This is a genomic window from Peptoniphilus grossensis ph5 (assembly GCF_000311825.1).
Classification (GTDB): domain Bacteria; phylum Bacillota; class Clostridia; order Tissierellales; family Peptoniphilaceae; genus Peptoniphilus_A; species Peptoniphilus_A hominis.
The window spans coordinates 61452-85428 of record NZ_HE978567.1 but is presented as its reverse complement, the minus strand read 5'-3'; the positions used below and the strand labels follow the sequence as shown (position 1 = coordinate 85428).

Below are 23977 nucleotides of genomic sequence, written 5' to 3'. Positions count from 1 at the left end.
GCCAAAAAGAAAGAGAGCATAAAAAAGCCCCACAGTTTCCTGCAGGGCAATTTAAGATTATTTATTAGTCGATATTAAGTGAATCAACAGCATTGTCAATTAGTTCATCTTTTACAAGATAAGGAATTGTAATGTGTCCGTATTCATTGTCTTCGTTAAATTCTTTAGTTACTTCTATAGCGTGATCATTTCTAGCCCAGTTACGTCTAGCAACACCACTCATAACGTCCCAAGTAAGTGAAAGTTTGATAATTTCGTCAACCATTTCAGATCCGTCAAGTACTAGACCAAATCCACCGTTGATTGATTTACCAATACCAACTCCACCACCGTTGTGAAGAGCAACAAGAGACATACCTCTTGCACAGTTACCTGCGAAACATTGAGTAGCCATGTCAGCCATTACATTAGAACCGTCTTTGATGTTAGAAGTTTCTCTAAATGGAGAGTCTGTACCAGATACATCGTGGTGGTCACGACCCATCATAACAGGACCAATCTTTCCTTCTCTAACAAGTTCGTTGAATTTAAGAGCAATGTCAACTCTACCCTTAGCATCTTGGTAAAGAATTCTTGCTTGAGTTCCAACTACTAATTGGTTCTTTTCAGCGTCTCTGATCCAGATATAGTTATCCATATCTTGGTATCTTCTGTCTTTATCTATACATTCCATTGCAGCGTGGTCAGTTGCAATTAAGTCTTCGTGTTTACCACTTAGGCAAACCCATCTGAATGGTCCATATCCATAGTCAAATAGAAGTGGTCCCATGATGTCTTCTACATAAGAAGGCCAAATGAATCCGTCTTTGTCGTCTTTACCGTTCTTAGAAACTTCTTTAACTCCAGCATCGTAGATAGCCTTTAAGAAAGAGTTACCATAGTCGAAGAAGTAAGTTCCCTTAGCAGTAAGGTTCTTAATAACTTCAAAGTGTTGTTTAAGAGTTTCATCAACAAGTTCATGGAATTTCTTGATGTCAGTTCTTAGTAGTTCAGTTCTTTCTTCGAAAGTGATTCCTACTGGACAGTATCCACCATTGTATGCGTTGTGGCAAGAAGTTTGGTCAGAAAGTAGGTCAATGTGAACATCGTTCTTGTCCATGTAGTGAAGAAGATCAACAATGTTACCGTGGAAGGCAATTGAAAGAGCTTCTTTCTTTGCAAGAGCGTCTTGAGCAAGTTTAACTGCTTCTTCAGGAGTTTCAGCAAGTTTCTTGATCCATCCTTGTTCAAGTCTAGTTTCAATTCTTGAAATATCAACTTCAGCAATGATAGAAACAGCGCCTGCAATGTCTCCAGCCTTACCTTGAGCACCAGACATTCCACCTAGTCCAGATGAAACGAATAATTTTCCAGCTAAGTTATCTTTTTCGCTAAGACCAAGTTTTAATCTACCAGCGTTAAGAATAGTGTTGTAAGTTCCGTGAACAATACCTTGTGGTCCAATGTACATCCAACCACCAGCAGTCATTTGTCCGTAGTTAGCAACTCCCATTTCTTCTGCGATTTCCCAGTCTTCAAGGTTGTCGTATTCACCAACCATAAGTCCGTTAGTGATTATAACTCTTGGAGAATTTTTTCTTGACTTAAATAGTCCAAGTGGGTGACCAGATTCCATTACAAGAGTTTCGTCATCGTGCATAATTTCAAGATATTGTTTGATTAAGTTGTATTGCATCCAGTCGTGACAAACTGAACCAGTTTCTCCATAAGTTACAAGTTCGTATGGATAAAGAGCAACATCAAAGTCTAGGTTGTTGTCGATCATTACTTGGAAAGCTTTTCCAGCTAAGCAATTTCCTTTGTATTCGTCAATTGGCTTGCCGTAAATTCTTCCTTCTGGTCTGAATCTGTATCCGTAGATTCTTCCTCTAGTTGTAAGTTCTTCTAAAAATTCAGGAATTAATTCTTCATGATATTCTTCTGGGATATATCTTAGAGCATTTCTAAGGGCAACCTTAGTTTGGTCCTTTGAAAGTCTAAATCCTCTATCAGGAGCTCTTCTAATTCCTTGTTCAAAAGATTTTTTTTCTGGTAAGTTTTTGATTTGTACCTTCATAATCTTTTGAACATCTGCGTTATGATTATTAATCACTTTTATCAACCTCCATTTACTTGCTATTATAAATTAAAATATTTAAAAAGTAAATACAAAGGGAAATTAATTTCCTAAAAAATTAAAAAAATTTTAGAATTTTATAGAAAATGCGAAAATCTCGTGGGAATTGTGGTTATCAGTAATACTGGACTATCTGTTGATTTATTTACCATGGTAAATTAAAGAAACGAATCGTTTTCAAATTAAAAAAAGAGACTAATATATAGGATTTAATTTATAAAAATTTTTCTAAAATATGCAAAAAATTTTTTCTCCTTAATTCCTATAATATAGAATAAATTTCCCAGAAAAAATTTTGATATAAAATAGAAATAATAATTTATTATTTAATGGGTATAAAATATGTGTTAAGATAAGGACAGATAAAAGGAGGAATTATGAAAGCGGATAAAATATTAATTAATCTTGAACAAGTTTTTTCACCAAAAGACATTGGTAGACCACTAAGAGGTGAAGAAATGAATGAAGCCGACATCTTAGAAAATGCTTACATCGCTATTAAGGATGGAAAGATCTTAGAAGTTGGTGAAGGCAAGGCTTACGAAGAATTAAAGGACGACAATACAGAAATAGTTGACCTTACAGGAAAGGTTGCAACACCAGGTCTTATTGACGCTCACACTCACTTAGTATATGGCGGAAGTCGTGAAAATGAATTTGCAATGAAGCTTAATGGTATGGAATACCTTGAAATTCTTGAAGCAGGTGGAGGAATTCTCTCTACACTAAAGGCAACTGACGCAGCAAGCTTTGATGAACTTTACGACAAGACTAGAGACCTATTGGAACACATGCTAGTTCATGGCGTAACAGCTGTTGAAGCTAAGAGTGGTTATGGAATAACTCTTGAAACTGAACTTAAGGAACTTGAAGTCCTTGAAAAGTTAAACAAGGATTTTCCAACAGAATTAATTAGAACTTTCATGGCAGCTCATGTAATTCATGAAAAATATAAGGACAATTCAGACGAATATGTTGACATAGTAATTGACATGATGCCAGAAGTTGCCAAGAGAAACTTGGCAGAATTCTGTGATGTCTTCTGTGAAAAGGGAGTATTCACTGCTGAACAATCAGAAAGAATCCTTGAAGCTGCAAAGGAACATGGCTTTAAATTAAGAATCCACTCTGATGAAATTGAAAACATTGGTGGCGTAGATGTTGCTGCAAAAGTTGGAGCAGTTTCTGCAGAACACTTAATGGTAGTAGATGAAGGTGAAATTGAAACTCTAGCAAAGGCAAATGTTATTGGAAATTTACTTCCAGGAACAACTTTCTCCCTAATGCTTGACACTTATGCACCAGCAAGGAAAATGCTTGACAAGGGAATGGCAATTACACTTTGTACAGATTCAAACCCAGGATCTTGTCCAACAGCAAATCTTCAATTCATCATGCAACTTGGATGTCTTGAAATGAAATTGACTCCAATAGAAGTATTTAACGCAGTAACTATTAACGCTGCTTACTCAGTTGACAGAGCAAAGACTATGGGATCCTTTGACAAGGGCAAGAGAGCAAACATTACAATTTTCGATGCTCACAACATTGACTACACACTTTACTTCTTTGGAACAAACCTATGTAAGCAAGTTTATGTAGATGGAGAACTTGTAGTTGAAGATAGAAAACTGGTTAAATAATGTTTTTAATTTAATAATTTTAATTGAGTGCAGGTGAAGTTCACTTGCACTTTTTATTTTATTGAAAATAAAATTTTGCATAGAAGTTAATTTTAATAAAAACATTTCTATAAAAAACAATGATTTAATGCTGTTAATTAAAAAGTTAGAGAATTTTTATAAAACAATTTTACACAAAAAAATTGTAAGACATAGTAATATGTTATCATGTAACGAGACTAACGGATTGTATTTTTTCTTGTAATTGTGCCATTTTTTAAATTAATTGATTGACTTGTAGGTCAATCTAGGTTAGAATTTACTTAGAAAACATTTTCAGCGATACAAAATTCTTTTTAAATTGTATCGCAAGCATATTAAAAATTTTTTATGCAAAATTAATATGCTAAATGAAAAGTTTAGGAGGTAATTATATGAAGAACGACGGTCAAAGAACTGTTAGAATGCCTAGCATTATTGAAGCTTTCTTGCCAATAATCGCAATGGTTTGTTTAATGGTTTATGTTTTCAACTTTAGTGATGAAAAATATAGCGCAGCTCATATGCCACTAGTTGTTGCAATTACTATTGCATGTATCGTTGGTGGAATTTGTGGACACACTTTTTTCTGACATGTTGGAAGGTATAATCGAAAGACTTACAGCTACTCTTGAAGCAATTTTAATTTTACTTACAGTAGGTCTATTGATTTCATCTTTCATGATTTCAGGAACTATCCCAGCAGTTATTTATTACGGATTAAAATTACTTACACCACAATTATTCTTGCCAGTAGGTTGTATGCTTATTGCAGTTGTATCACTTGCATGTGGTTCATCTTGGACAGCAACAGGTACAATTGGTATCGCTTTTATGACAATAGGTGTTGGTCTTGGAATTAGCCCTGCACTAACAGCAGGTATGGTAATTTCTGGAGCATATGTTGGAGATAAATTCTCTCCACTATCTGATACTACAAACCTAGCAGCTGGTGTATCTGGAACTGGTCTATTTGATCACGTAACAGCAATGGTTTCTACAACAGGTCCAGTATTCTTATTTTCACTTATTATTTATGGAATTCTTGGATCAAAAATCAATGTTGTAAACTATGACCCTACAATTGCACAAGGTATTGAAGATGCAATCGCAGCTAACTTTAACCTTAACCCACTTGTACTTCTACCAATCGTAGTTATAGTAGTAGTATGTATCTTAAGAGTTCCTGGACTTCCTGGAGTTCTTATTTCAGTAGCAACTGGTGTATTATTTGCAGTTATTTTCCAAGGTCAAAACAATGTGGCAGATATATTTAGTATCCTTCACTATGGACCATCTGTTGAAACTGGAAACGAATTTGTAGATGCAGCACTTGCTAAGGGCGGTATGGATAATCAAATGTGGACAGTTAACTTAATTTTACTTGCAGTATCCTTTGGTGGTGCTCTTGAAAAATGTGGTTCTGTTGAAAGAATTTTCGGTAATGTAAAACACAAAATCAACTCAGTTGGTGGACTTGTTTTTGCTACAATGCTTACATCAATATTCTGTGACGCAGCAATGTGTGACCAATTCCTAGGAATCGGTGTTCCTGCTCCTCTATATGACGACAAGTATGATGAACTTGGACTTGCAAGAAATATGCTTTCAAGAACACTTGAAGATGCTGGTACACTTTGGGCATGTATGTTCCCATGGACAGCTTGTGGAGCTTACCAATCTGGTATACTTGGAATGAATCCGTTTGTATACTTCCCATTTGCTTTTGTAAACTTACTAAACCCAATCTACGCTTGCATAACTGCTTTCATGGGAAGAAATATCTTCTGGGCTGACGGAGCTTACACAAATGTATTTGGCAAAACTAAGATGAAGAAAGTTGCTGGCGCTCCTGAAGAAGCACACAAATATGCTGTTGCTCAACTTGAAAAATTAAGAGCAGAAGGTAAAGCACCAAATGTTAATGCTTAATTTAAAGGCTTAATTAAGCAAAGACTAAAAATTAAAAATAATTGAATTAGAAAGAAGTGATTATGTGTCAGATATAAAATTACCTTGGGATGATGACAGCGAAGCAATTAAATACGTATATGTTAATCCTAGAAAAAAGTTTTCTGAAAAATATGCCTACGTAATCACTTCTATTTTGATTATTTTAGGCATAACTACAAAGTATAAGCTCACTATAGTTCTTGCACTTTTACTATTATTGTCCTTATTATCTAAAAAATATGTGGCAGTAAGTGGTAAGGGACTTGAAATGTATTCTGACATGAAAATTACTCACACTTATAATGTGTGGGAATGGTCAGACATTGAAGCTATTACCTATGAAAAGAAGGCTGAGGAGCCAAAGTTGACGCTTTTATATTTCACAAAGGGAGATGTAACTAAGAGATTTTTCTTTGATGAAAAGGACAAGGAAAGTGTCTTTGAATTGGCTCACAAGCACAACAAAAAAATAAAAATTTACGATGCTTGGGAATATAAACAAGATCTCAAAAGATTTAAAAAAGAGATGAAAAATATGAACAAGAAAAATCGTAAAAAATAATAATTTTAATTTTGAGAGAGACTTCAATTTGAAGTTTCTCTTTTTTTCTTTGGATTTTTTTGGCACTGTTTAGTCTTGCCCCTATATAATAATTTTTTGCTGAAAAATTTTAAAGATATGAAATAGTTTTAGAGTAAAAAGTTTTTTGGGGTTAATAAAATTTTTAAGTTAAGGAAAATTTTAAGCTAAGAATTTTTCGCCAGGGACCAGTAAAAGTTGAATTATTTGCCTTTTAATTATAGAATTATCTTTAGCTGATAAAGCTTTTAATGAAATTTTTTAGAAACAAGAAAAAATATTTTTTTATAAAATTTGAGGATGATTATATGAATTTTGATTACAATAAATATCCCTATCCTTCTACAAGAAGGGCCATCTTTGGAAAAAAGGGAATGGTGGCAACTTCTTCACCCTATGCAACAAGTGCTGGCGGGAAAATTTTACTTGAAGGGGGCAATGCAATTGATGCTGCCCTTGCCGCATCTATGACCCTACCAGTTGTTGAACCCACAGGCAATGGACTTGGCTCAGATATGTTTGCTCTCATTTATTTTGAAGGAAAACTCTATGGCATTAATGCCAGTGGAAGAAGTCCAAAATCTATTTCCATTGATGCCTTAAAGAAAAAGGGCTATGACAAGATGCCTTCTTGTGGGGTAAATGTAATAAACACGCCGGGACTTATTGGCGGCGCCATGAAAGTTCATGAGGACTTTGCCACAATGAGCCTTGATGAAATTTTTGAGCCTGCAATTTCTTATGCAGAAGAGGGCTTCCCAGTGACGCCACAAATTGCAAAGCTTTGGAGGGAAAGTGTAGAAAAATACAGAAAATTTAATAGAAAAGAATTTGATGAATTTTTTAAAACTTTTACAATAGAAGGAAGAGCACCGAGAGCTGGAGAAGTTTTTTCCTGCAAAGACATGGCAGAGACCCTAAAAGAAATTCGTGACACTAGGGGTGAGTCCTTCTATAAGGGTAGGCTGGCAGAAAAAATTTCAGCTGAAGTAGAAAGACTTGGCGGATTTTTAAGTGGAGATGATTTAAAAAATTTCACTCCAAAATATGTTGATCCAATTTCAACAAATTATAGGGGCGTAGACATTTGGGAGATACCGCCTAACGGCCATGGTATTTCTGTCTTAATGGCCCTAAATATTTTAAATAAAATGGAAATAAAGGATAGATCTGACATAGGAACTATGCATAAAATTATAGAGGCCATAAAATTATCCTTAACTGATGCAAAGGCTTTTGTGGCAGATCCTGATTCAATGAAGATAAAAATCGAAGAGCTTTTGTCAGAAGAATATGCTGAAAAGAGAAGGGCTGACATAAAAGATTTTGCTGAAATGCCAAAGTCTTATCCTATAAAATCTTCAGACACAGTTTATTTTGCCACTGCAGATAAGTATGGCAACATGGTTTCCATGATTCAGTCAAACTACGCTGGCTTTGGATCAGGCATTGTTGTGCCAGGGACAGGCATTGCTCTTAACAATAGAGTTGAAAATTTTTATTTTCAAGAGGGGCTGGCAAATTCACTTGCAGGAGGAAAGCTTCCCTACCACACAATAATTCCTGGCTTTATGACAAAGAAGGGCGAGGCCCTTGGAGCCTTTGGCATAATGGGAGCCTTTATGCAGCCACAAGCTCATGTACAGGTCCTTATGAATATGCTTGACTTTAATTTAAACCCACAGGCTGCTCTTGATGCACCGAGACTTATGTGGACTGGAGACAAAAATATTGACCTTGAGTGTGACTTTGATGATGATATAATTGATGATCTAAAGAAACTTGGTCACCATGTCAATGTAATAAGTGACTTTAAAAACATGGGTCGTGGACAAGTTATTTTGAAGAAAGATGATGTATATATTGGTGGAACTGAAAAGAGGACGGACTCCAATATTTTTGCTTTTTAGAAGGTGATTAAGTGAAATTTAAAATTCATTCAGACTACAAGCCTACTGGCGACCAACCTCAGGCAATTGATAAATTAGCTGAGGGCATAAAAAAGGGCTACAAGCACCAAAATCTTTTAGGTGTAACAGGGTCTGGCAAGACCTTTACCATGGCAAATGTAATAGAGAGAGTGCAAAAGCCAACTCTTGTAATTGCCCACAACAAGACTCTTGCCTACCAACTTTGCTCTGAGTTAAAGGAATTTTTCCCAGAAAATGCAGTGGAATTTTTTGTGTCCTACTATGATTATTATCAACCAGAGGCTTATGTGCCTGGGACGGACACTTTTATTGAGAAGGATTCTTCTATAAATGATGAAATAGATAAGCTTCGTCACTCTGCCACTATGGCTCTCTTTGAGAGAAAGGATGTAATTATTGTTGCATCTGTTTCCTGCATCTATGGTTTGGGAGACCCAATTGACTACGAACAATTGGCGATTTCTCTTAGGCCAGGCATGATTAAGGACAGAAATGAAGTCATGAGTAAGCTCGTGGACATTCAATATGTTAGAAATGATTATGAATTTAAGCGTGGAACTTTTAGGGTTCGTGGAGATATTTTGGAAATTTTCCCTGCATCTTCATCTGAAAATTCCATTAGAGTTGAATTTTTTGGCGATGAAATAGATAGGATTACAGAAGTAAATGCCTTGACTGGGGAGGTCTTGCACTACCTAAATCACGCCTACATCACGCCGGCATCTCACTTTGCAACTTCAGAAGAAAAGGTGAAGAGGGCAATAGTTACCATAGAAGAAGAACTTGAAGAAAGGCTAAAGGTCTTAAAGGACCAAGAAAAACTTTTGGAAGCACAAAGGTTGGAGCAAAGGACTAGATACGATTTAGAAATGCTTTCTGAAATGGGATTTTGCTCTGGCATAGAAAATTATTCCAGACACTTATCTGGCAGGGCGCCAGGTTCAAGACCCTATACATTAATAGATTATTTTCCAAAGGATTTTCTCACTATAATAGATGAATCTCACCAGACAATTCCACAAATTAGGGGAATGTTTAACGGAGACAGATCTCGTAAGGAAACCTTAGTTGAATATGGATTTAGACTTCCTTCTGCCCTTGACAACAGACCACTAAGGTTTAATGAGTTTGAAGAAATGATGAACCAATGCGTCTATGTTTCTGCAACTCCAGGTCCCTATGAACTTGAGCATACAGAGCAACAAGTGGAACAAATTATTAGGCCTACGGGACTTCTGGACCCAATAATAGAAGTTAGACCAATAAAAAATCAAATTGACGACATAATAAATGAAATAAATGGAGCTATTGATAGAGGGGAAAGAGTTTTAATTACTACTCTTACTAAGAGAATGTCTGAAGATTTATCAAGACATTTAAAAGAAATTGGGTATAAAGTAACCTACATGCACTCCGATGTGGATACCTTGGAGAGAATGAAAATTATAAGAGACTTGCGTCTGGGAGAGGTGGATGTCCTCGTTGGCATTAACCTTTTGAGAGAAGGACTTGACCTTCCAGAAGTTTCAAGAGTTTGCATACTTGATGCAGACAAAGAGGGCTTCCTTCGTTCTGTTACATCACTTATCCAAACTGCTGGTCGTGCTGCGAGAAATGCCGAGGGAAAGGTTATAATGTACGCCGATACCATAACTCCATCAATGCAAGTTGCCCTTGATGAAACTTCTAGGAGAAGAAAAATTCAAGAAGCCTACAATAAGGACCATGGCATCACTCCAAAGACAATAGTCAAGGGTGTGCGTGAAGTCATTAACACTGCCATTGCAGCAGAAGACAGCCTTGACTTTAAAGAACTTGTAGATACGGAAAATGAATTTACAAAAGATGAAATAAATGAAATGATTGATGCTCTAAAACCTGAAATGTACAGGGCAGCAGAGGAACTTGACTTTGAAAGAGCTGCTGAAATTAGAGATAAGATAAAGGACTTAAGAGAGAAGAAAAAATCTGCCCTTTTATAAAGAGGTGTTAAATTGAAAGATGAAATAATAGTAAAGGGAGCCAGAGTCAACAATTTAAAGAATGTTGATTTAAAAATCCCAAGAAATAAATTTGTAGTTTTCACTGGACTTTCTGGTTCAGGAAAGTCATCCCTTGCCTTTGACACAATTTATGCCGAAGGTCAAAGGAGATATGTTGAAAGTTTGTCTTCCTATGCCAGACAATTTTTGGGACAAATGGATAAGCCAGAGGTGGACTACATTGAAGGCATGAGTCCCTCAATTTCCATTGACCAAAAGACTACATCAAAAAATCCAAGGTCAACTGTGGGCACAGTTACAGAAATTTATGACTACTTGAGACTCTTATATGCAAGAGTTGGTCATGCCTTTTGCCCAGAATGTGGCAAGGAAATTTCTTCCTACACAATTGACCAAATGGTTGATGAAGTTATGAAATTGGAAGAGAGAACTAGAATCCAAATACTTTCTCCAGTGGTAAGGCACAGGAAGGGTCAACACAAAAAAATTTTTGAAAAGATAAAAAAAGAAGGCTTTTTAAGAGTTTTTGTTGACGGAGAGATGCATGACATTTCTGAAGAAATTGAACTAGATAAAAATAAAAATCACGACATAGACATTGTCGTTGACAGAATTATTGTAAAGGAAAAAATTGAATCAAGACTTGCAGATTCTCTTGAAATTGCCACAAATTTAAGTGACGGAATTGCCAAGGTAAATGTTATTGATGGTGAAGATTTAATTTTTTCAACAAAATTTGCCTGCCCTCACTGTAATATTATAATAGAAGAAGTTACGCCAAGATCCTTTTCCTTTAACTCACCCCTTGGTGCCTGCCATGAGTGTAAGGGGCTAGGCTTCTCCAAGGAAGTTTCCAGGGACTTAGTAATTCCCAACAAAGACCTTTCCATAGACCAGGGAGCCATTGCCTGCTACTCCAACTCCAAGGGTACTTATTATTATGAAATAATTTCTGAAATTGCAAAGAAGTTTAACTTTAGCACAAAAGAGCCAATAAAAAATGCACCAGAAGAATTTATGGAGTCAATTTTTGAGGGCTACAAGGGAAAACTTAACTTCTCCTTCAATTCCTTCTTCTCTGGAGAAAAAAAATATTCTGGTGGCTTTGAGGGAATTTTAAAAAATTTAAAGAGAAGATATACTGAATCCAGCTCCGACAGAATGCTTGACAAAATTGACGAGTTTATGGAAGAAGTTCCCTGTCCAAAATGTCACGGTTCAAGGCTTAAAGATTCTTCTCTTGCCATAAAAGTTGGCGGCCTAAATATTTTTGAGCTGACAGAACTTTCCATAGATAAAGCCTTGGAATTTTTCAAAAATTTAGAGTTAACAAAAAATGAAATGATTATAGCTGAAGAACTTTTAAAGGAAATAAAATCTCGTCTTGAATTTTTGGTAAATGTGGGACTAGAATACCTTTCTCTATCAAGAATGGCAGGAACTCTTTCTGGTGGAGAAGCACAGAGAATTAGATTGGCAACGCAAATTGGCTCACAACTTGTGGGTGTAATTTATGTCTTAGACGAGCCCAGCATAGGACTTCACCAAAGGGACAATGCAAAACTTTTAGAATCCCTAAGAAATTTAACGGACATAGGAAACACTCTAATCGTCGTAGAACATGACGAGGACACCATGTTTGCAGCCGACCAAATTGTGGACATTGGTCCTCTAGCTGGTGTAAATGGGGGAAGAATAGTTGCACAGGGAACTGCTGAAGAAATTATGGAAGTTCAAGAGTCAATTACTGGTGCCTATTTAAGTGGCAGAAAGAAAATTGAAGTGCCAAAGGAAAGAAGAAAGTCCAATGGCAAGTCAATAAAGGTCATAGGAGCCAGTGAAAATAATTTAAAAAATATTGATGTAGAATTTCCTTTAGGCGACTTTATATGCGTAACTGGTGTTTCTGGTTCGGGCAAGTCCTCTCTAGTAAACGAAATTTTATATAAAAGTCTTGCACAAAAAATAAATAAGTCGAGAATAAAACCTGGCAAGCACAAAAGTGTAGAAGGACTAGAAAATATTGACAAAATCGTGGATATTGACCAATCACCAATTGGAAGAACTCCAAGATCAAATCCTGCCACATATACTGGCGCTTTTGATATAATAAGAGATATATTTGCATCTACTAACGAGGCAAAAATGCGTGGCTACAAGAAGGGAAGATTTTCCTTTAATGTAAAGGGCGGAAGGTGCGAAGCCTGCAAGGGCGACGGAATTTTAAAGGTTGAAATGCACTTTTTGTCTGATGTCTATGTGCCTTGCGAAGTTTGCCATGGCAAGAGATACAATCGTGAAACTCTTGAAGTTAAGTACAAGGGCAAAAATATTTACGATGTCCTAGACATGACAGTGGAAGAGGCAATTGACTTTTTCCAAAATCACGAGAGAGTTTTGCGAAAGCTTGAAACCCTAAGAGATGTTGGCTTGTCCTACATCAAGCTTGGACAATCTTCTACCCTTTTATCAGGGGGAGAGGCACAGAGAATAAAACTTGCCACAGAACTTTCTAAGAGGGCAACTGGCAGGACTCTCTACATTTTAGATGAACCTACAACGGGACTTCACTCTGAAGATGTAAATAAACTCATAAAGGTTTTGGAAGAGCTAGTAGATAGAGGCAACACTGTCATTACTATTGAGCACAACCTAGATGTCATAAAGTGTGCCGATTATATAATAGATTTAGGACCTGAAGGCGGCGATGGTGGAGGAGAGGTTCTCTTCACTGGCACTCCTGAGGAAATTGTTAAGTGCAAAAATTCTTACACTGGAGAATTTTTAAGGGATAAATTGGAGGATTAATTTGAAGAAAATTAAAAAAATTGGAATTTTTATTTTAGCTGCAAGTCTCTTGCCAAATTTTGTTTTTGCCAAGGGCTTTGTCAGAGAAAATAATTTTATGGATAAAAGCGGCGTTGAAAAGAGAGATGAAATCAAAAGATGGCAAGCTCGCATGAATTTGCCAGTGACGGGAACTCTAAACGACAAGACTAAAGAGGCTCTACACACTGAAAACTATGAAGTTTACGACATGGTGACAAATCCACCAACAAAAGGCAAGTGGATAGTGGTAAACAAGTCAAGAAGAACTCTTACTATGTATGAGGGAAATCAGTCTATTGGCAAGTATCCAGTGACACTGGGTACCAATGCCACACCAACACCATCTGCAAAGGGAAAAATTCAAAATATGCATAAAAACCCTGCCTGGGGCGGAATGAATGGAAAGTACAAACCAGCTAAGGCTGACGACCCCAACAATCCTCTTGGGGAAAGATGGATGGGCCTAAGACTGCCTGGAGCAAGCGGATATGGCATTCATGGAAATATTAAGCCTCATCAAATTGGCGGTTACTATTCCAACGGCTGCATAAGACTATTTAATTATGATGTGGAAAATTATGTATTTCCAAATATGTCTGTGGGTTCACCAGTTTGGATAGGTACAGATAATGAACTTGAATCTTGGGGAGTTTACCAATATTCAAGAGTTAAAAAGGAAGAAGCAAAAGCACCTGTAGAAGAAAAACCTTCAGAAGTGCAAGAAGAGACAAAAGCCCAAGAGACTATAGAGAGTGTTCCAGCAGGAGATCTTTTAGAATTTTAATTAAATAAAGTAATAAAAATCGTTGAAATTCAATTTGTTTTGAGTTATAATGTTTTTTAAAATTAAAGAAGACGTGGAAATACTATTTAAAAGGAACTAGGAGGGTATTATGAAAAAGAAGATTTTTAATATTGCAATTATAGCAATGGCAGCCTTATTTTTATTTGGCTGTGGGAAAAAAGATGATGAAAAAGAAGAAGCAAAGGAAGCAGTTAAGTTTGAAATAACAACTACTGGACCAACTATTGACGCTATAAAGGAAAAGGGCAAAATTGTTCTTGGAACTTCAGCAGACTTCCCACCAATGGAATGGACATCCTTCCAAAATGGCAAGGAAGAATTTACAGGTATTGACCTTGCAATTGCAAAATCAATTGCCGATTCTCTTGGAGTTGAACTTGAAGTTAAGAACATGGCCTTCGAAGGACTTCTAGCTTCCCTAAATGCAGGCGATGTTGACATGGTTCTTGCAGGCATGGGTGCTGACGAAGAAAGAAAGAAACAAGTTGACTTCTCTGAAGAATATTCAAAGGGAGCACAAGTGTTACTAGTAACTGAAGAAAATAAAGATAAGTATAAAACTTTTGATGACCTTGAAGGAAAAATTATTGGTACACAACTTGGTTCACTTCAACAAAAATTTGCAACTGAAAAATTTGGAGATAAGTGCAAGGGATTTGATCTTAACAATGTAATCATTGAGCAATTAAAGAACAAATCCATTGATGCAGCTTTCCTATCAGAACTTCCAGCAAAGCAATTTGCATCAATAACTGATGGGCTTGTTATCATAGACAATTTAGGAATCCCAGATGAAAGTGGATTTGCAGTAGCAATTAAAAAGGGAAATGACGATTTAACAGGAGCTGTTAATGAAGTTGTTAAAGGATTAAAAGATTCAGGCCAAGTTGAAAAATGGTTTGATGAGTATATTGAACTATCTAACAAAGAAGCTAACAATTAGTAATTAAATATTCCCTACTTTATGTGGGGAATTTTTATTTTGTAAATTAGATAATTTAGAAAGGAATAATATGGGAATCATATCGAGACAAATTGCCTTCGCAAGTAAATATCTTCCAACCTATTTAAATGGAGCCTTGACCACTATTGAGCTTTCAATAATTGGAGTCCTTTTAGGTTTTACCCTTGGAATTTTACTTGCTCTAATGAAGACATCAAAAATAAAATTACTAAATATACTTTCAAATATTTACATCGAAGTGGTGAGAGGTACACCAATGCTTGTGCAAATAATGATTGTTTATTTTGGACTAAAAAAAATAATACCAGAACAATTTACACTTTTGACTGCTCCAATGTTTTTGTGTGCACTTTCAATAAGTTTAAACTCAGCAGCCTATGTTGCAGAAATTATAAGATCAGGTATTGCATCAGTTGATCCTGGACAAATGGAAGCAGCGAGATCTCTTGGACTTAACAAAAAGCAAGCCATGGCTAAGGTAATAATGCCACAAGCAATAAAAAATATACTTCCTGCCCTTGTAAATGAATTTATTACACTTATAAAGGAATCTTCCATCACCTATACAGTTGGAGTTGGAGAACTCATGTATGCCGGAAAAACTATTTCTTCAGGTACTTATCAACTAGTAAAACCATTCATATTTGTAGCTGTAATTTATTTCATTATGACCTTTAGCCTTTCAAAGGCTTTGGGACTTCTAGAAAGGAGACTTGCAAATGATTAAGGTAGAAAATTTGACTAAATCCTTTGGAGAACTTGAAGTCCTAAAGGGAATAAATCAAGAAATAAAAGATGGAGAAGTAGTAGTTGTCATTGGACCATCGGGTTCAGGCAAATCAACTTTTTTAAGGTGCTTAAATCTTTTAGAAGAGCCAACAAGTGGCAAAATTTTTGTAGACGATGAAGAGATCACTTCAAAGGACATTGATATAAATAAAGTTCGTGAAGAAATGGGCATGGTATTCCAATCCTTTAACCTCTTCAACAACTTAAATATAATAGATAACATTACACTTGCTCCAACTCTTGTGAAGAAAATGGAAAAAGATCAGGCAGAAAAAAAGGCAATGGAACTTTTAGAAAGAGTTGGTCTACCAGATAAGAGAGATTCCTTTCCCAAGTCCTTATCAGGTGGACAAAAGCAAAGAATTGCCATAGCAAGAGCCCTAGCAATGAATCCTAAGGTAATGCTCTTCGATGAACCAACATCTGCCCTTGATCCAGAAATGGTAGGAGAAGTTTTAGATATAATGAAGGACCTTGCCAAGGAAGGCATGACAATGGTTGTCGTTACTCACGAAATGGGCTTTGCAAGAGAAGTTGGCGACAGGATTTTATTTATGGACGGTGGCTACATTGTAGAAGAGGGAAGCCCAGAAGAAGTTTTTGGCAATCCGAAGAATGAAAGAACACAAAACTTTTTAGCAAAGGTGCTTTAAATAATTTTTGTAAATATTAGATAGAGATGACTTAGGTAACTAAGTCATTTTTTCTTGCTTTTTCATAGAAAAAATTTTTTTCAGATGATATAATCCTCTTAAGGAGAGTGTTTGATGAAGTCATCAGTGAAGAAGATAATTATTTTTCTTGCAATAATCTTTTTGCTTTTCATCTATGCTGGACTTAGGACCTATAATTCACATAATAAGGATCAGGTAATTTCAAGTGAAGACCAAAAAAATATAAGCGGGGAAAAAAGTGAGGTCAAGAAAAACTTTGAAATAGAAGAAGTATCTAATGAAGAGAAAAAACAAATTGAAGATAGTCTTGGTTATGAGATTTCAGAAATAAAGCACATAAAATTTTTTGAAGATGAAGCTTATATTAAGCAAGAAGTAAAAAATAAAGAAGGCTATATAATTGAAGATATTTCAGAAGTTAAAAATGCAACAGAATTTAATGGAGACTATTATCAGTCAATATGCGACAACAAGGAAGATGAAGAAGTCACTATAAAACTTGGAGAGAAAAAATTTAAAAATGATTATATGGCAGACCTGCCTATAGATGAAAAAATAATTTCCAATGCCTTGGGCTTTGATGTGAAAAGAGAGATTTTAATTGATTTAGATCTTGATATAAAAGTTGAAGGAAAAACTTTTGTCACTGCCAGCCTTTATCCTGAAATTAATTCTTATGACTTTAAAATTATTAATAAGGATGGAGAAGTAAGAAAAGGCAGTGCAAAAAAAGTTGTGGGAGTATATTTAATTGTAAGAAAGGAGCAAATAAATGAAAGCTAGAGACAAGTACATTATAACTGGTGTGGCACTGACAGTTTTATTAATAGTATTTTTGCACTTCATGCCACTTTTTGATCTGAAGATGACATCGTCTTATCAAAATAATTTAATTAATTACCTTAAAGATGACAGCACTTTAATAATTGCCTTTATTCTTTCTGTAGGACTTATTGTTTATGGATTAATAAAAAAAGATTAAGATAAATTTTATGACTTAGGGGACTAAGTCATTTTTTATTGGAAATATTTTTTCTAAGATACAAAGATGTAAAAATACATAGATTAATATAAATGATATATTTTTTTTAAAAGTTTTTATAATAATTTTTTATAAAAAGGAAGGATTACTAATCATGTAGACTAAGTTTTGTTTAAAACACAAAAATCAAGAATCAAATTACTAAAAAAAAGAGATAAAATATTGTACTTTTTTTAGTAAAAGAGTTTAATTTTATTGAAAATTATTGACAATAATTTATATTTGGAATAGAATCATTGTAGAAAACATTTGCAAACAATTAAAGTTTAGCAAGTGCTGGTAAATTTTTATAGTTACTACTTTTCAAAGGATGACATAATTTTTCATCTTTATATTTTCTTTTGAATTAGTAAGTAAAATGTAATCAATTAAAGGAAAGGGAGTACAATTATGAACAAAGTAGTATTAACAGGTAATGATCTAACACTAGAAGAATTAGTAGAAGTTACTAGAAACCATGTAAAGGCAGTAATCGACGAAAAGGCTATTGCTGATGTAAACAAATCAAGAGAATATGTTGAAGAAATCGTTGAAGAAGAAAGAGTAGTTTATGGAATCAACACTGGATTTGGTTCTCTATCAAGAGTTTCAATTTCTAAAGAAGATTCAGCTCAACTTCAAGAAAACATCATTAGAACTCACGCTTCTGGATTTGGCAACCCACTTCCTGAAGACGAAACAAGAGCAGTTATGCTTATTAGAATTAACTCATTATTAAAGGGAGTTTCTGGAATCAGACTTTCTACTATTGAATTACTTCTTGAAATGTTAAATAGAAATGTTGTTCCATTTATTCCAGAAAAGGGATCTCTTGGAGCATCTGGAGACTTAGCACCACTTGCACATATGGTTCTTCCAATGCTTGGTCTTGGAAAAGCTTACTATGAAGGCGAACTTCTTCCAGGAAAAGAAGCTATGGAAAAAGCAGGACTTAAACCAATTGCACTTGCAGCTAAAGAAGGTCTTGCACTAATTAACGGTACTACAGTTCTTACTGCAACTGGAGCACTTGCACTATATGATGCACTTCAACTTTCTAAGATTGCTGATATCGCAGGAGCTATGGCTTGTGAATCTTCAAGAGGAATCATCGACGCATTCTGGGAAGAACTTCACACAATTAGACCACACGCAGGATCACTTAAGACTGCTGAAAACTTAAGAAATATTCTTGAAGGTTCAACTTATGTAACTCACACTGCTGAACTTAGAGTTCAAGATGCTTATACATTCAGATGTATGCCACAAATTCACGGAGCTTCTAAGGATACTCTTGAATATGTTAAAGAAAAAGTTGAAATCGAACTTAACTCTGCAACTGATAACCCAATCATCACTCATGATGGTAAGGTAATTTCTGGTGGTAACTTCCACGGAGAATTAATGGCTCAACCATTTGACTTCTTAGCAATTGCAGTTTCTGAACTAGGTAATGTTTCTGAAAGAAGAATTGAAAGAATGGTTAACACTACACTTTCTGGAATGCCTTCTTTCCTAGTTAAGCACCCAGGACTTAACTCTGGATTTATGATCACTCAATATGCTGCAGCTGCTTTAGCATCTGAAAATAAAACACTATCTCACCCAGCAAGTGTTGACTCAATAACATCTTGTGAAAACCAAGAAGACTTCGTATCAATGGGTAACTGGGCTTCAAGAAAAGTTAGAGAAGTTGTTAAGAACACTGCAAGAATTTTAACTACTGAACTTATGATAGCTGCTCAAGCCCTTGATTTCAGAATGGAAATGGAAGACAACAAGTATGAACTTGGTAAGGGTACTAAAGTTGCTCACGATGTAATCAGAAAGCAAGTTGCATTTATCGAAGAAGATAAGAAGATCGAAATGTACGAAGAACTTGAAAAAGCTCAAGAATTAATCACAAGCGGAAAACTTCTTGAAGAAGTTGAAAAAGTAGTAGAACTTTAATATTTAGTTTAAATACTATATAATATATCGGTAAGAAAAAAGTATTAGATAACCTATAGGAGGAAATTAATTGAAAAGAGTAATGTGTATTCCAAACTATTCTGAAGGTAGAGACCTAAAGAAAGTTGAACAAATCACAGAATGCTTTAGAGCAAAAGAAAACATTAAATTAATCGATTATCAACCAGACGCTGACCACAACAGACTTGTTGTTGAAGTTATTGGTGAACCAGAAGCTGTTATAAATGCAGTTATTGAATCTGTAAAAGTAGCAACTGAAATAATCGATATGTCACAACACAAGGGAGCTCACCCAAGAATGGGAGCTGTTGACGTTGTACCTTTCGTTCCAGTAACTGAATGTACTACTGAAGACTGTGTTGAATATGCTAAAAAAGTTGGTAAAGCAATTGGTGATATGGGAATTCCTGTTTATCTATATGAAGATGCAGCTTCCACTCCAGATAGAAAGAATCTTGCAAAAGTAAGAAAAGGACAATATGAAGGATTCTTCGACAAAATCAAGGAACCTGAATGGAAACCAGATTTTGGTCCTCAAGAAATGAATGTTAAATCAGGAGCTACTGCTGTTGCAGCAAGATTCCACCTTATTGCATTTAATGTTAACCTAAACACAAGCGATCTAACTGTTGCTGATACAATTGCAAAGAAAGTTCGTCACATTGGTGGAGGACTTAGATTTGTTAAGGCTATTGGTCTTGAACTTGAAGAAAAAGGTCAAACTCAAGTATCAATGAACCTTGTAAACTTTGAAAAAACTGCAATTTACCAAGCTCTTGAAATGATTAAATCAGAAGCTAAGAGATATGGTGTTACAGTTGTAAATACTGAACTTATTGGACTTCTTCCACTTCAAGCCCTAGTAGATTCAGCAGCTTATTATATGCAAATCGAAGGCTTAAAATCAGAACAAGTTCTTGAAACATTATTAATTGAGGAGTAATTAAATATATGGCATTTAAAACAGATATACAAATAGCTGATGAAGCTACAATGCTTCCTATTGAAGAAGTTGCTGCTAAAATCGGTCTTGAAAAAGACGATCTTGAACAATATGGCAAGTATAAGGCAAAAATTTCTTGGGACGCAATTAAAAGAATTGATGAAAACAACGAATACGGAAAACTAATTTTAGTTTCTGCAATTAGCCCTACACCAGCAGGTGAAGGTAAATCTACAGTTTCTATTGGACTTACTCAAGGTCTTAATAGAATTGGCAAAAAATCTGCAGTAGCACTTCGTGAACCATCTCTTGGACCAGTTTTTGGTGTTAAGGGTGGAGCTGCAGGTGGCGGATACTCACAAGTAGTTCCAATGGAAGATATTAATCTTCACTTCACTGGAGACCTTCACGCAATGACAGCTGCAAATAACCTTATTTCAGCTTGTATAGATAACCACATTCACCAAGGAAATGCTCTAAGAATTGACTGTAGACAAATTACTTGGAAGAGAGTTATCGATATGAATGACAGATCTTTAAGAAATGTTGTTATCTCTCTTGGTAAAAAAGCTGATGGTTTCCCTAGAGAAGACCACTTCATGATAACTGTTGCATCTGAAATCATGGCTGTTCTATGTCTTTCTGAAAATATCGAAGACTTAAAAAATAGATTGGCAAGAATGGTTATAGGATACAATCTTGATGGTGATCCAGTAACAGTTGCTGACCTTGAAATCCAAGGTGCAGTTGCAATGCTTCTTAAAGATGCATTAAAACCAAATATGGTACAAACACTTGAAAATACACCTGCCTTTATTCACGGTGGACCTTTTGCAAATATTGCTCATGGATGTAACTCAATCTTAGCTACAAAACTTGCACTTAACACTAGCGATTACGCTGTTACAGAAGCAGGTTTCGGTGCTGACCTTGGTGCAGAAAAATTCATGGACATTAAATGTAGAAAAGCTGGTCTATCTCCAGATGCTGTAGTAATTGTTGCTACAATCAAAGCTCTTAAGATGCACGGTGGAGTAGATAAAAAAGAACTAAAGACCGAAAATGTTGAAGCTCTTGAAAAAGGATTTGCTAACTTAAGACGTCACGTTGAAAATATTAAGAAATTTGGAGTTCCAGCTATTATTGCTATCAACAGATTTGCTGATGATACTGAAGCTGAAATTGCAAAATTACAAGAACTTTGTGCAGAACTTGGCGTAAGAATTTCACTTTGTGAATGTTTCGCAAAGGGTGGCGAAGGTGCAGAAGATTTAGCTAAACAAGTTGTTGAACTAATCGACGAAGAAAAATCTAACTTCAAACCACTTTACGACGAAAATGACAGCATAGTAAATAAAGTTAACACAATTGTTACTGAAATTTACAGAGGTAGAAAGGCTAACTTCACTAAGGCTGCAATGAATCAAGTTAAGAAACTTGAAGAAATGGGTCTTGACAAACTTCCTATCTGTGTTGCTAAGACACAATTCTCATTTACTGACGACCAAAAAGTAATGGGAGCACCTACTGACTTTGACATCGAAATTCAAGATGTAAGAGTTTCTGCAGGAGCAGGATTTATTGTTGTTCAAACTTCAAACATCATGGTAATGCCTGGACTTCCAAAGGTACCAGCTGCCAACAAGATGGATATTGACAACAACGGAGTTATCACTGGATTATTCTAGGAGGAAAAATGCTTAAAGATTTAACTATAGTAGAATTCGCAGACGAAACTGCTTCAAATTCACCAGCACCAGGTGGCGGATCTATTGCTGCACTTAACGCATCAATGGCTGCTTCACTTCTTGCAATGGTTGCAGCACTAACTATTGGCAAGAAAAAATATATGGATGTTTCTGAAAGAATGGAAGAAATCCATGCTGAACTTGTAAAATATAAAAAAGATTTTGTTGATGGAATTGACAAGGACGCTAACTCTTTTAACGGAGTTATGGATGCTATGCAACTTCCAAAGGAAACTGAAGAAGAAAAGAAAATCAGATCTGAAAAAATTCAAGAAGGTTACAGAAATGCAATTGAAGTACCTCTTGGACTTGGTATGAAGGTTACAGAACTTTATGACTTTGCAAGGGAACTTGCTGAAAAGGGAAATTCAAATGCCATCACTGATGTTGCAGTTGCTCTATTAAATATTGAAGCTGCAGTTAATGGTGCTTTCTTAAATGTAATCATCAACCTAAACTCACTTAAAGACCAAGACTACAGACATGAACTTGAAGATAAAATGGCTGCTACAAGAAAAATTGTAGAAAAAAATCACGCTGAAATCATGAAAGTTGTAGATGAAAAATTAGCATGATTTACCTTTTAGTCGATGTTGGGTCAACTTATACTAAACTTAATTTAGTGGATACTGACAAAAATGAAATTCTAGGTAGTGCATCAAGCTACACCACTGTAGAAACTGATGTTAGAGAAGGCTTTAACAATGCCTATAAAAAATTAAGGGAAGTTACTGAAGTCAAATATGACAAAGTTTTAGGTTGCTCTTCAGCATCAGGAGGACTAAAGGTTGTAGCAATAGGTTTTTCAAAGAATCTTACTACTGACGCTGCAAGGCTTGCGTCACTATCTGCTGGTGCCAGAATTTTAAAGGTTTATTCCTATGAACTTACAGATGAAAATGTAGACGAAATAAAAAATTCTGGTGCCGATATTATAGTACTATGTGGTGGGACTGACCACGGCAACAAGGATAATATCATCTTCAATGCAAAAAAACTTGCTAAGGGTCAGCTTAAGACTCCCGTTGTTGTGGCAGGTAACATTGACACTCATGAAGAAATAAGGGAAATTTTTGAAAAAAATAGTGTTCCTTGTGACTTCACAGAAAATGTCATGCCAACTACTAACACTATAAATTACAGACCACTTAGAAAGACAATTGGAGACCTTTTTATAAGGACAATTGCTCACGCTAAGGGCATTGATTTATTGAGTAAGGATTTTGAAATTCTTTTGCCAACGCCCGTTGCAGTTCAAAAGGCAATGTCTGTCTATGCAAAACATTTAGATAAAGTTATTTTATCTGTGGATATTGGTGGAGCAACTACAGACATCCATTCTATAGGCAAAACTTATTACGGAGAAGAAAATGTAATTTCACCTCCCATTGATGAGCCCTTTGAAAAGAGAACTGTGGAAGGCGACATGGGCATGAGGTATTCAGCCACTGCTCTTTACGAGTCAGTAGGTGAAGAACCCTTCCTAAAATTTGGCATAAAGGATGCAAGGGAAAAGACGGAGTATCGTTTCAATCACACAAATTATATTCCAGACAATGACGAAGATTTATTCTTTGATAATGTCCTTTGCTATATTGCTACTCACACTTCACTTATGAGACATATTGGTCACATAAAAAAAATTAAAACTCCGACTAGGACGATTTACGAACAATACGGAAAAGATTTGAGACCGGCTGAAATGTTTATCGGAACTGGTGGATCGCTTATTAATTCTAATGAGCCGAAAAAAATTCTCTCAGCTATAGAGGATTTAGACGATAAATATTTAATCAATAGGAAGATAAAATATTATTTAGATAAAAATTATATTTTATCATCAGCTGGACTGATCTCTACTGTAGATGAAGAAGCTTCCTACAAATTATTAAATAAATATTTAAAAGAATTATAAAATACTTTGAGAAGTTGTCATTATGGCAACTTCTTTTTTTGCAATAAAAAATTTTTGAAAGAATAAAATTTTCT

The 23977-nt window shown here is 35.4% G+C and carries 17 protein-coding genes and 1 pseudogene; 17 read left to right on the top strand and 1 reads right to left on the bottom strand.

The window, feature by feature from the left end; genetic code table 11:
- Window positions 1-64: 64 nt before the first annotated feature.
- On the bottom strand, window positions 65-2056 hold the full coding sequence (locus tag HGPG_RS04720) for a urocanate hydratase (protein WP_172634664.1): 1992 nt from the start codon (window positions 2054-2056) through the stop codon (window positions 65-67).
- Between the two features lie 437 nt (window positions 2057-2493).
- Between HGPG_RS04720 and hutI the strand changes: the two genes are divergently transcribed.
- The 17 genes and pseudogenes from hutI (at window position 2494) to glmL (ending at window position 23903) form a co-directional block, all read left to right on the top strand.
- Window positions 2494-3759 (top strand): imidazolonepropionase, encoded by a 1266-nt coding sequence (gene hutI, locus HGPG_RS04715; RefSeq protein WP_019124910.1) that lies wholly within the window; start codon window positions 2494-2496, stop codon window positions 3757-3759.
- Window positions 3760-4172: 413 nt separating this feature from the next.
- A pseudogene (nhaC, locus tag HGPG_RS04710) lies at window positions 4173-5709 on the top strand (Na+/H+ antiporter NhaC).
- 64 nt (window positions 5710-5773) lie between these two features.
- Window positions 5774-6292: a PH domain-containing protein gene (locus tag HGPG_RS04705; protein ID WP_019124909.1), complete on the top strand. Its 519-nt coding sequence runs from the start codon at window positions 5774-5776 to the stop codon at window positions 6290-6292.
- Window positions 6293-6618: 326 nt separating this feature from the next.
- Window positions 6619-8220: a gamma-glutamyltransferase family protein gene (locus tag HGPG_RS04700; RefSeq protein ID WP_019124908.1), complete on the top strand. Its 1602-nt coding sequence runs from the start codon at window positions 6619-6621 to the stop codon at window positions 8218-8220.
- A gap of 11 nt (window positions 8221-8231) precedes the next feature.
- The gene (uvrB, locus tag HGPG_RS04695) at window positions 8232-10223 is read left to right on the top strand and encodes an excinuclease ABC subunit UvrB (RefSeq protein ID WP_019124907.1); all 1992 of its coding nucleotides are present in this window, start codon (window positions 8232-8234) and stop codon (window positions 10221-10223) included.
- Window positions 10224-10235: 12 nt separating this feature from the next.
- Window positions 10236-13052 (top strand): excinuclease ABC subunit UvrA, encoded by a 2817-nt coding sequence (gene uvrA, locus HGPG_RS04690; protein WP_019124906.1) that lies wholly within the window; start codon window positions 10236-10238, stop codon window positions 13050-13052.
- Between the two features lies 1 nt (window position 13053).
- Window positions 13054-13857, top strand: coding sequence for a L,D-transpeptidase family protein (locus HGPG_RS09960; RefSeq protein WP_019124905.1), 804 nt, complete (start codon window positions 13054-13056; stop codon window positions 13855-13857).
- A gap of 109 nt (window positions 13858-13966) precedes the next feature.
- Window positions 13967-14821 carry a transporter substrate-binding domain-containing protein gene (locus HGPG_RS04680; protein ID WP_019124904.1) on the top strand — a complete coding sequence of 285 codons (855 nt, stop codon included), beginning with the start codon at window positions 13967-13969 and terminating at the stop codon, window positions 14819-14821.
- Window positions 14822-14891: 70 nt separating this feature from the next.
- A complete protein-coding gene (locus tag HGPG_RS04675; RefSeq protein WP_019124903.1) occupies window positions 14892-15569 on the top strand; it encodes an amino acid ABC transporter permease in 678 nt (225 codons plus the stop codon).
- Window positions 15562-16284 (top strand): amino acid ABC transporter ATP-binding protein, encoded by a 723-nt coding sequence (locus HGPG_RS04670; RefSeq protein ID WP_019124902.1) that lies wholly within the window; start codon window positions 15562-15564, stop codon window positions 16282-16284. The genes HGPG_RS04675 and HGPG_RS04670 overlap by 8 nt, the downstream gene beginning before the upstream one ends.
- A gap of 114 nt (window positions 16285-16398) precedes the next feature.
- Window positions 16399-17088: a hypothetical protein gene (locus HGPG_RS04665; RefSeq protein ID WP_019124901.1), complete on the top strand. Its 690-nt coding sequence runs from the start codon at window positions 16399-16401 to the stop codon at window positions 17086-17088.
- Window positions 17078-17287, top strand: coding sequence for a hypothetical protein (locus HGPG_RS04660; RefSeq protein ID WP_019124900.1), 210 nt, complete (start codon window positions 17078-17080; stop codon window positions 17285-17287). The genes HGPG_RS04665 and HGPG_RS04660 overlap by 11 nt, the downstream gene beginning before the upstream one ends.
- Window positions 17288-17737: 450 nt before the next feature.
- On the top strand, window positions 17738-19276 hold the full coding sequence (gene hutH / locus HGPG_RS04655) for a histidine ammonia-lyase (RefSeq protein ID WP_019124899.1): 1539 nt from the start codon (window positions 17738-17740) through the stop codon (window positions 19274-19276).
- Window positions 19277-19346: 70 nt separating this feature from the next.
- A complete protein-coding gene (ftcD, locus tag HGPG_RS04650; protein WP_019124898.1) occupies window positions 19347-20240 on the top strand; it encodes a glutamate formimidoyltransferase in 894 nt (297 codons plus the stop codon).
- An 8-nt stretch (window positions 20241-20248) separates the two neighbouring features.
- The gene (locus HGPG_RS04645; protein ID WP_019124897.1) at window positions 20249-21928 is read left to right on the top strand and encodes a formate--tetrahydrofolate ligase; all 1680 of its coding nucleotides are present in this window, start codon (window positions 20249-20251) and stop codon (window positions 21926-21928) included.
- 8 nt (window positions 21929-21936) lie between these two features.
- Window positions 21937-22563: a cyclodeaminase/cyclohydrolase family protein gene (locus HGPG_RS04640; protein ID WP_019124896.1), complete on the top strand. Its 627-nt coding sequence runs from the start codon at window positions 21937-21939 to the stop codon at window positions 22561-22563.
- On the top strand, window positions 22560-23903 hold the full coding sequence (glmL, locus tag HGPG_RS04635; protein ID WP_019124895.1) for a methylaspartate mutase accessory protein GlmL: 1344 nt from the start codon (window positions 22560-22562) through the stop codon (window positions 23901-23903). The genes HGPG_RS04640 and glmL overlap by 4 nt, the downstream gene beginning before the upstream one ends.
- Window positions 23904-23977: the final 74 nt, after the last annotated feature.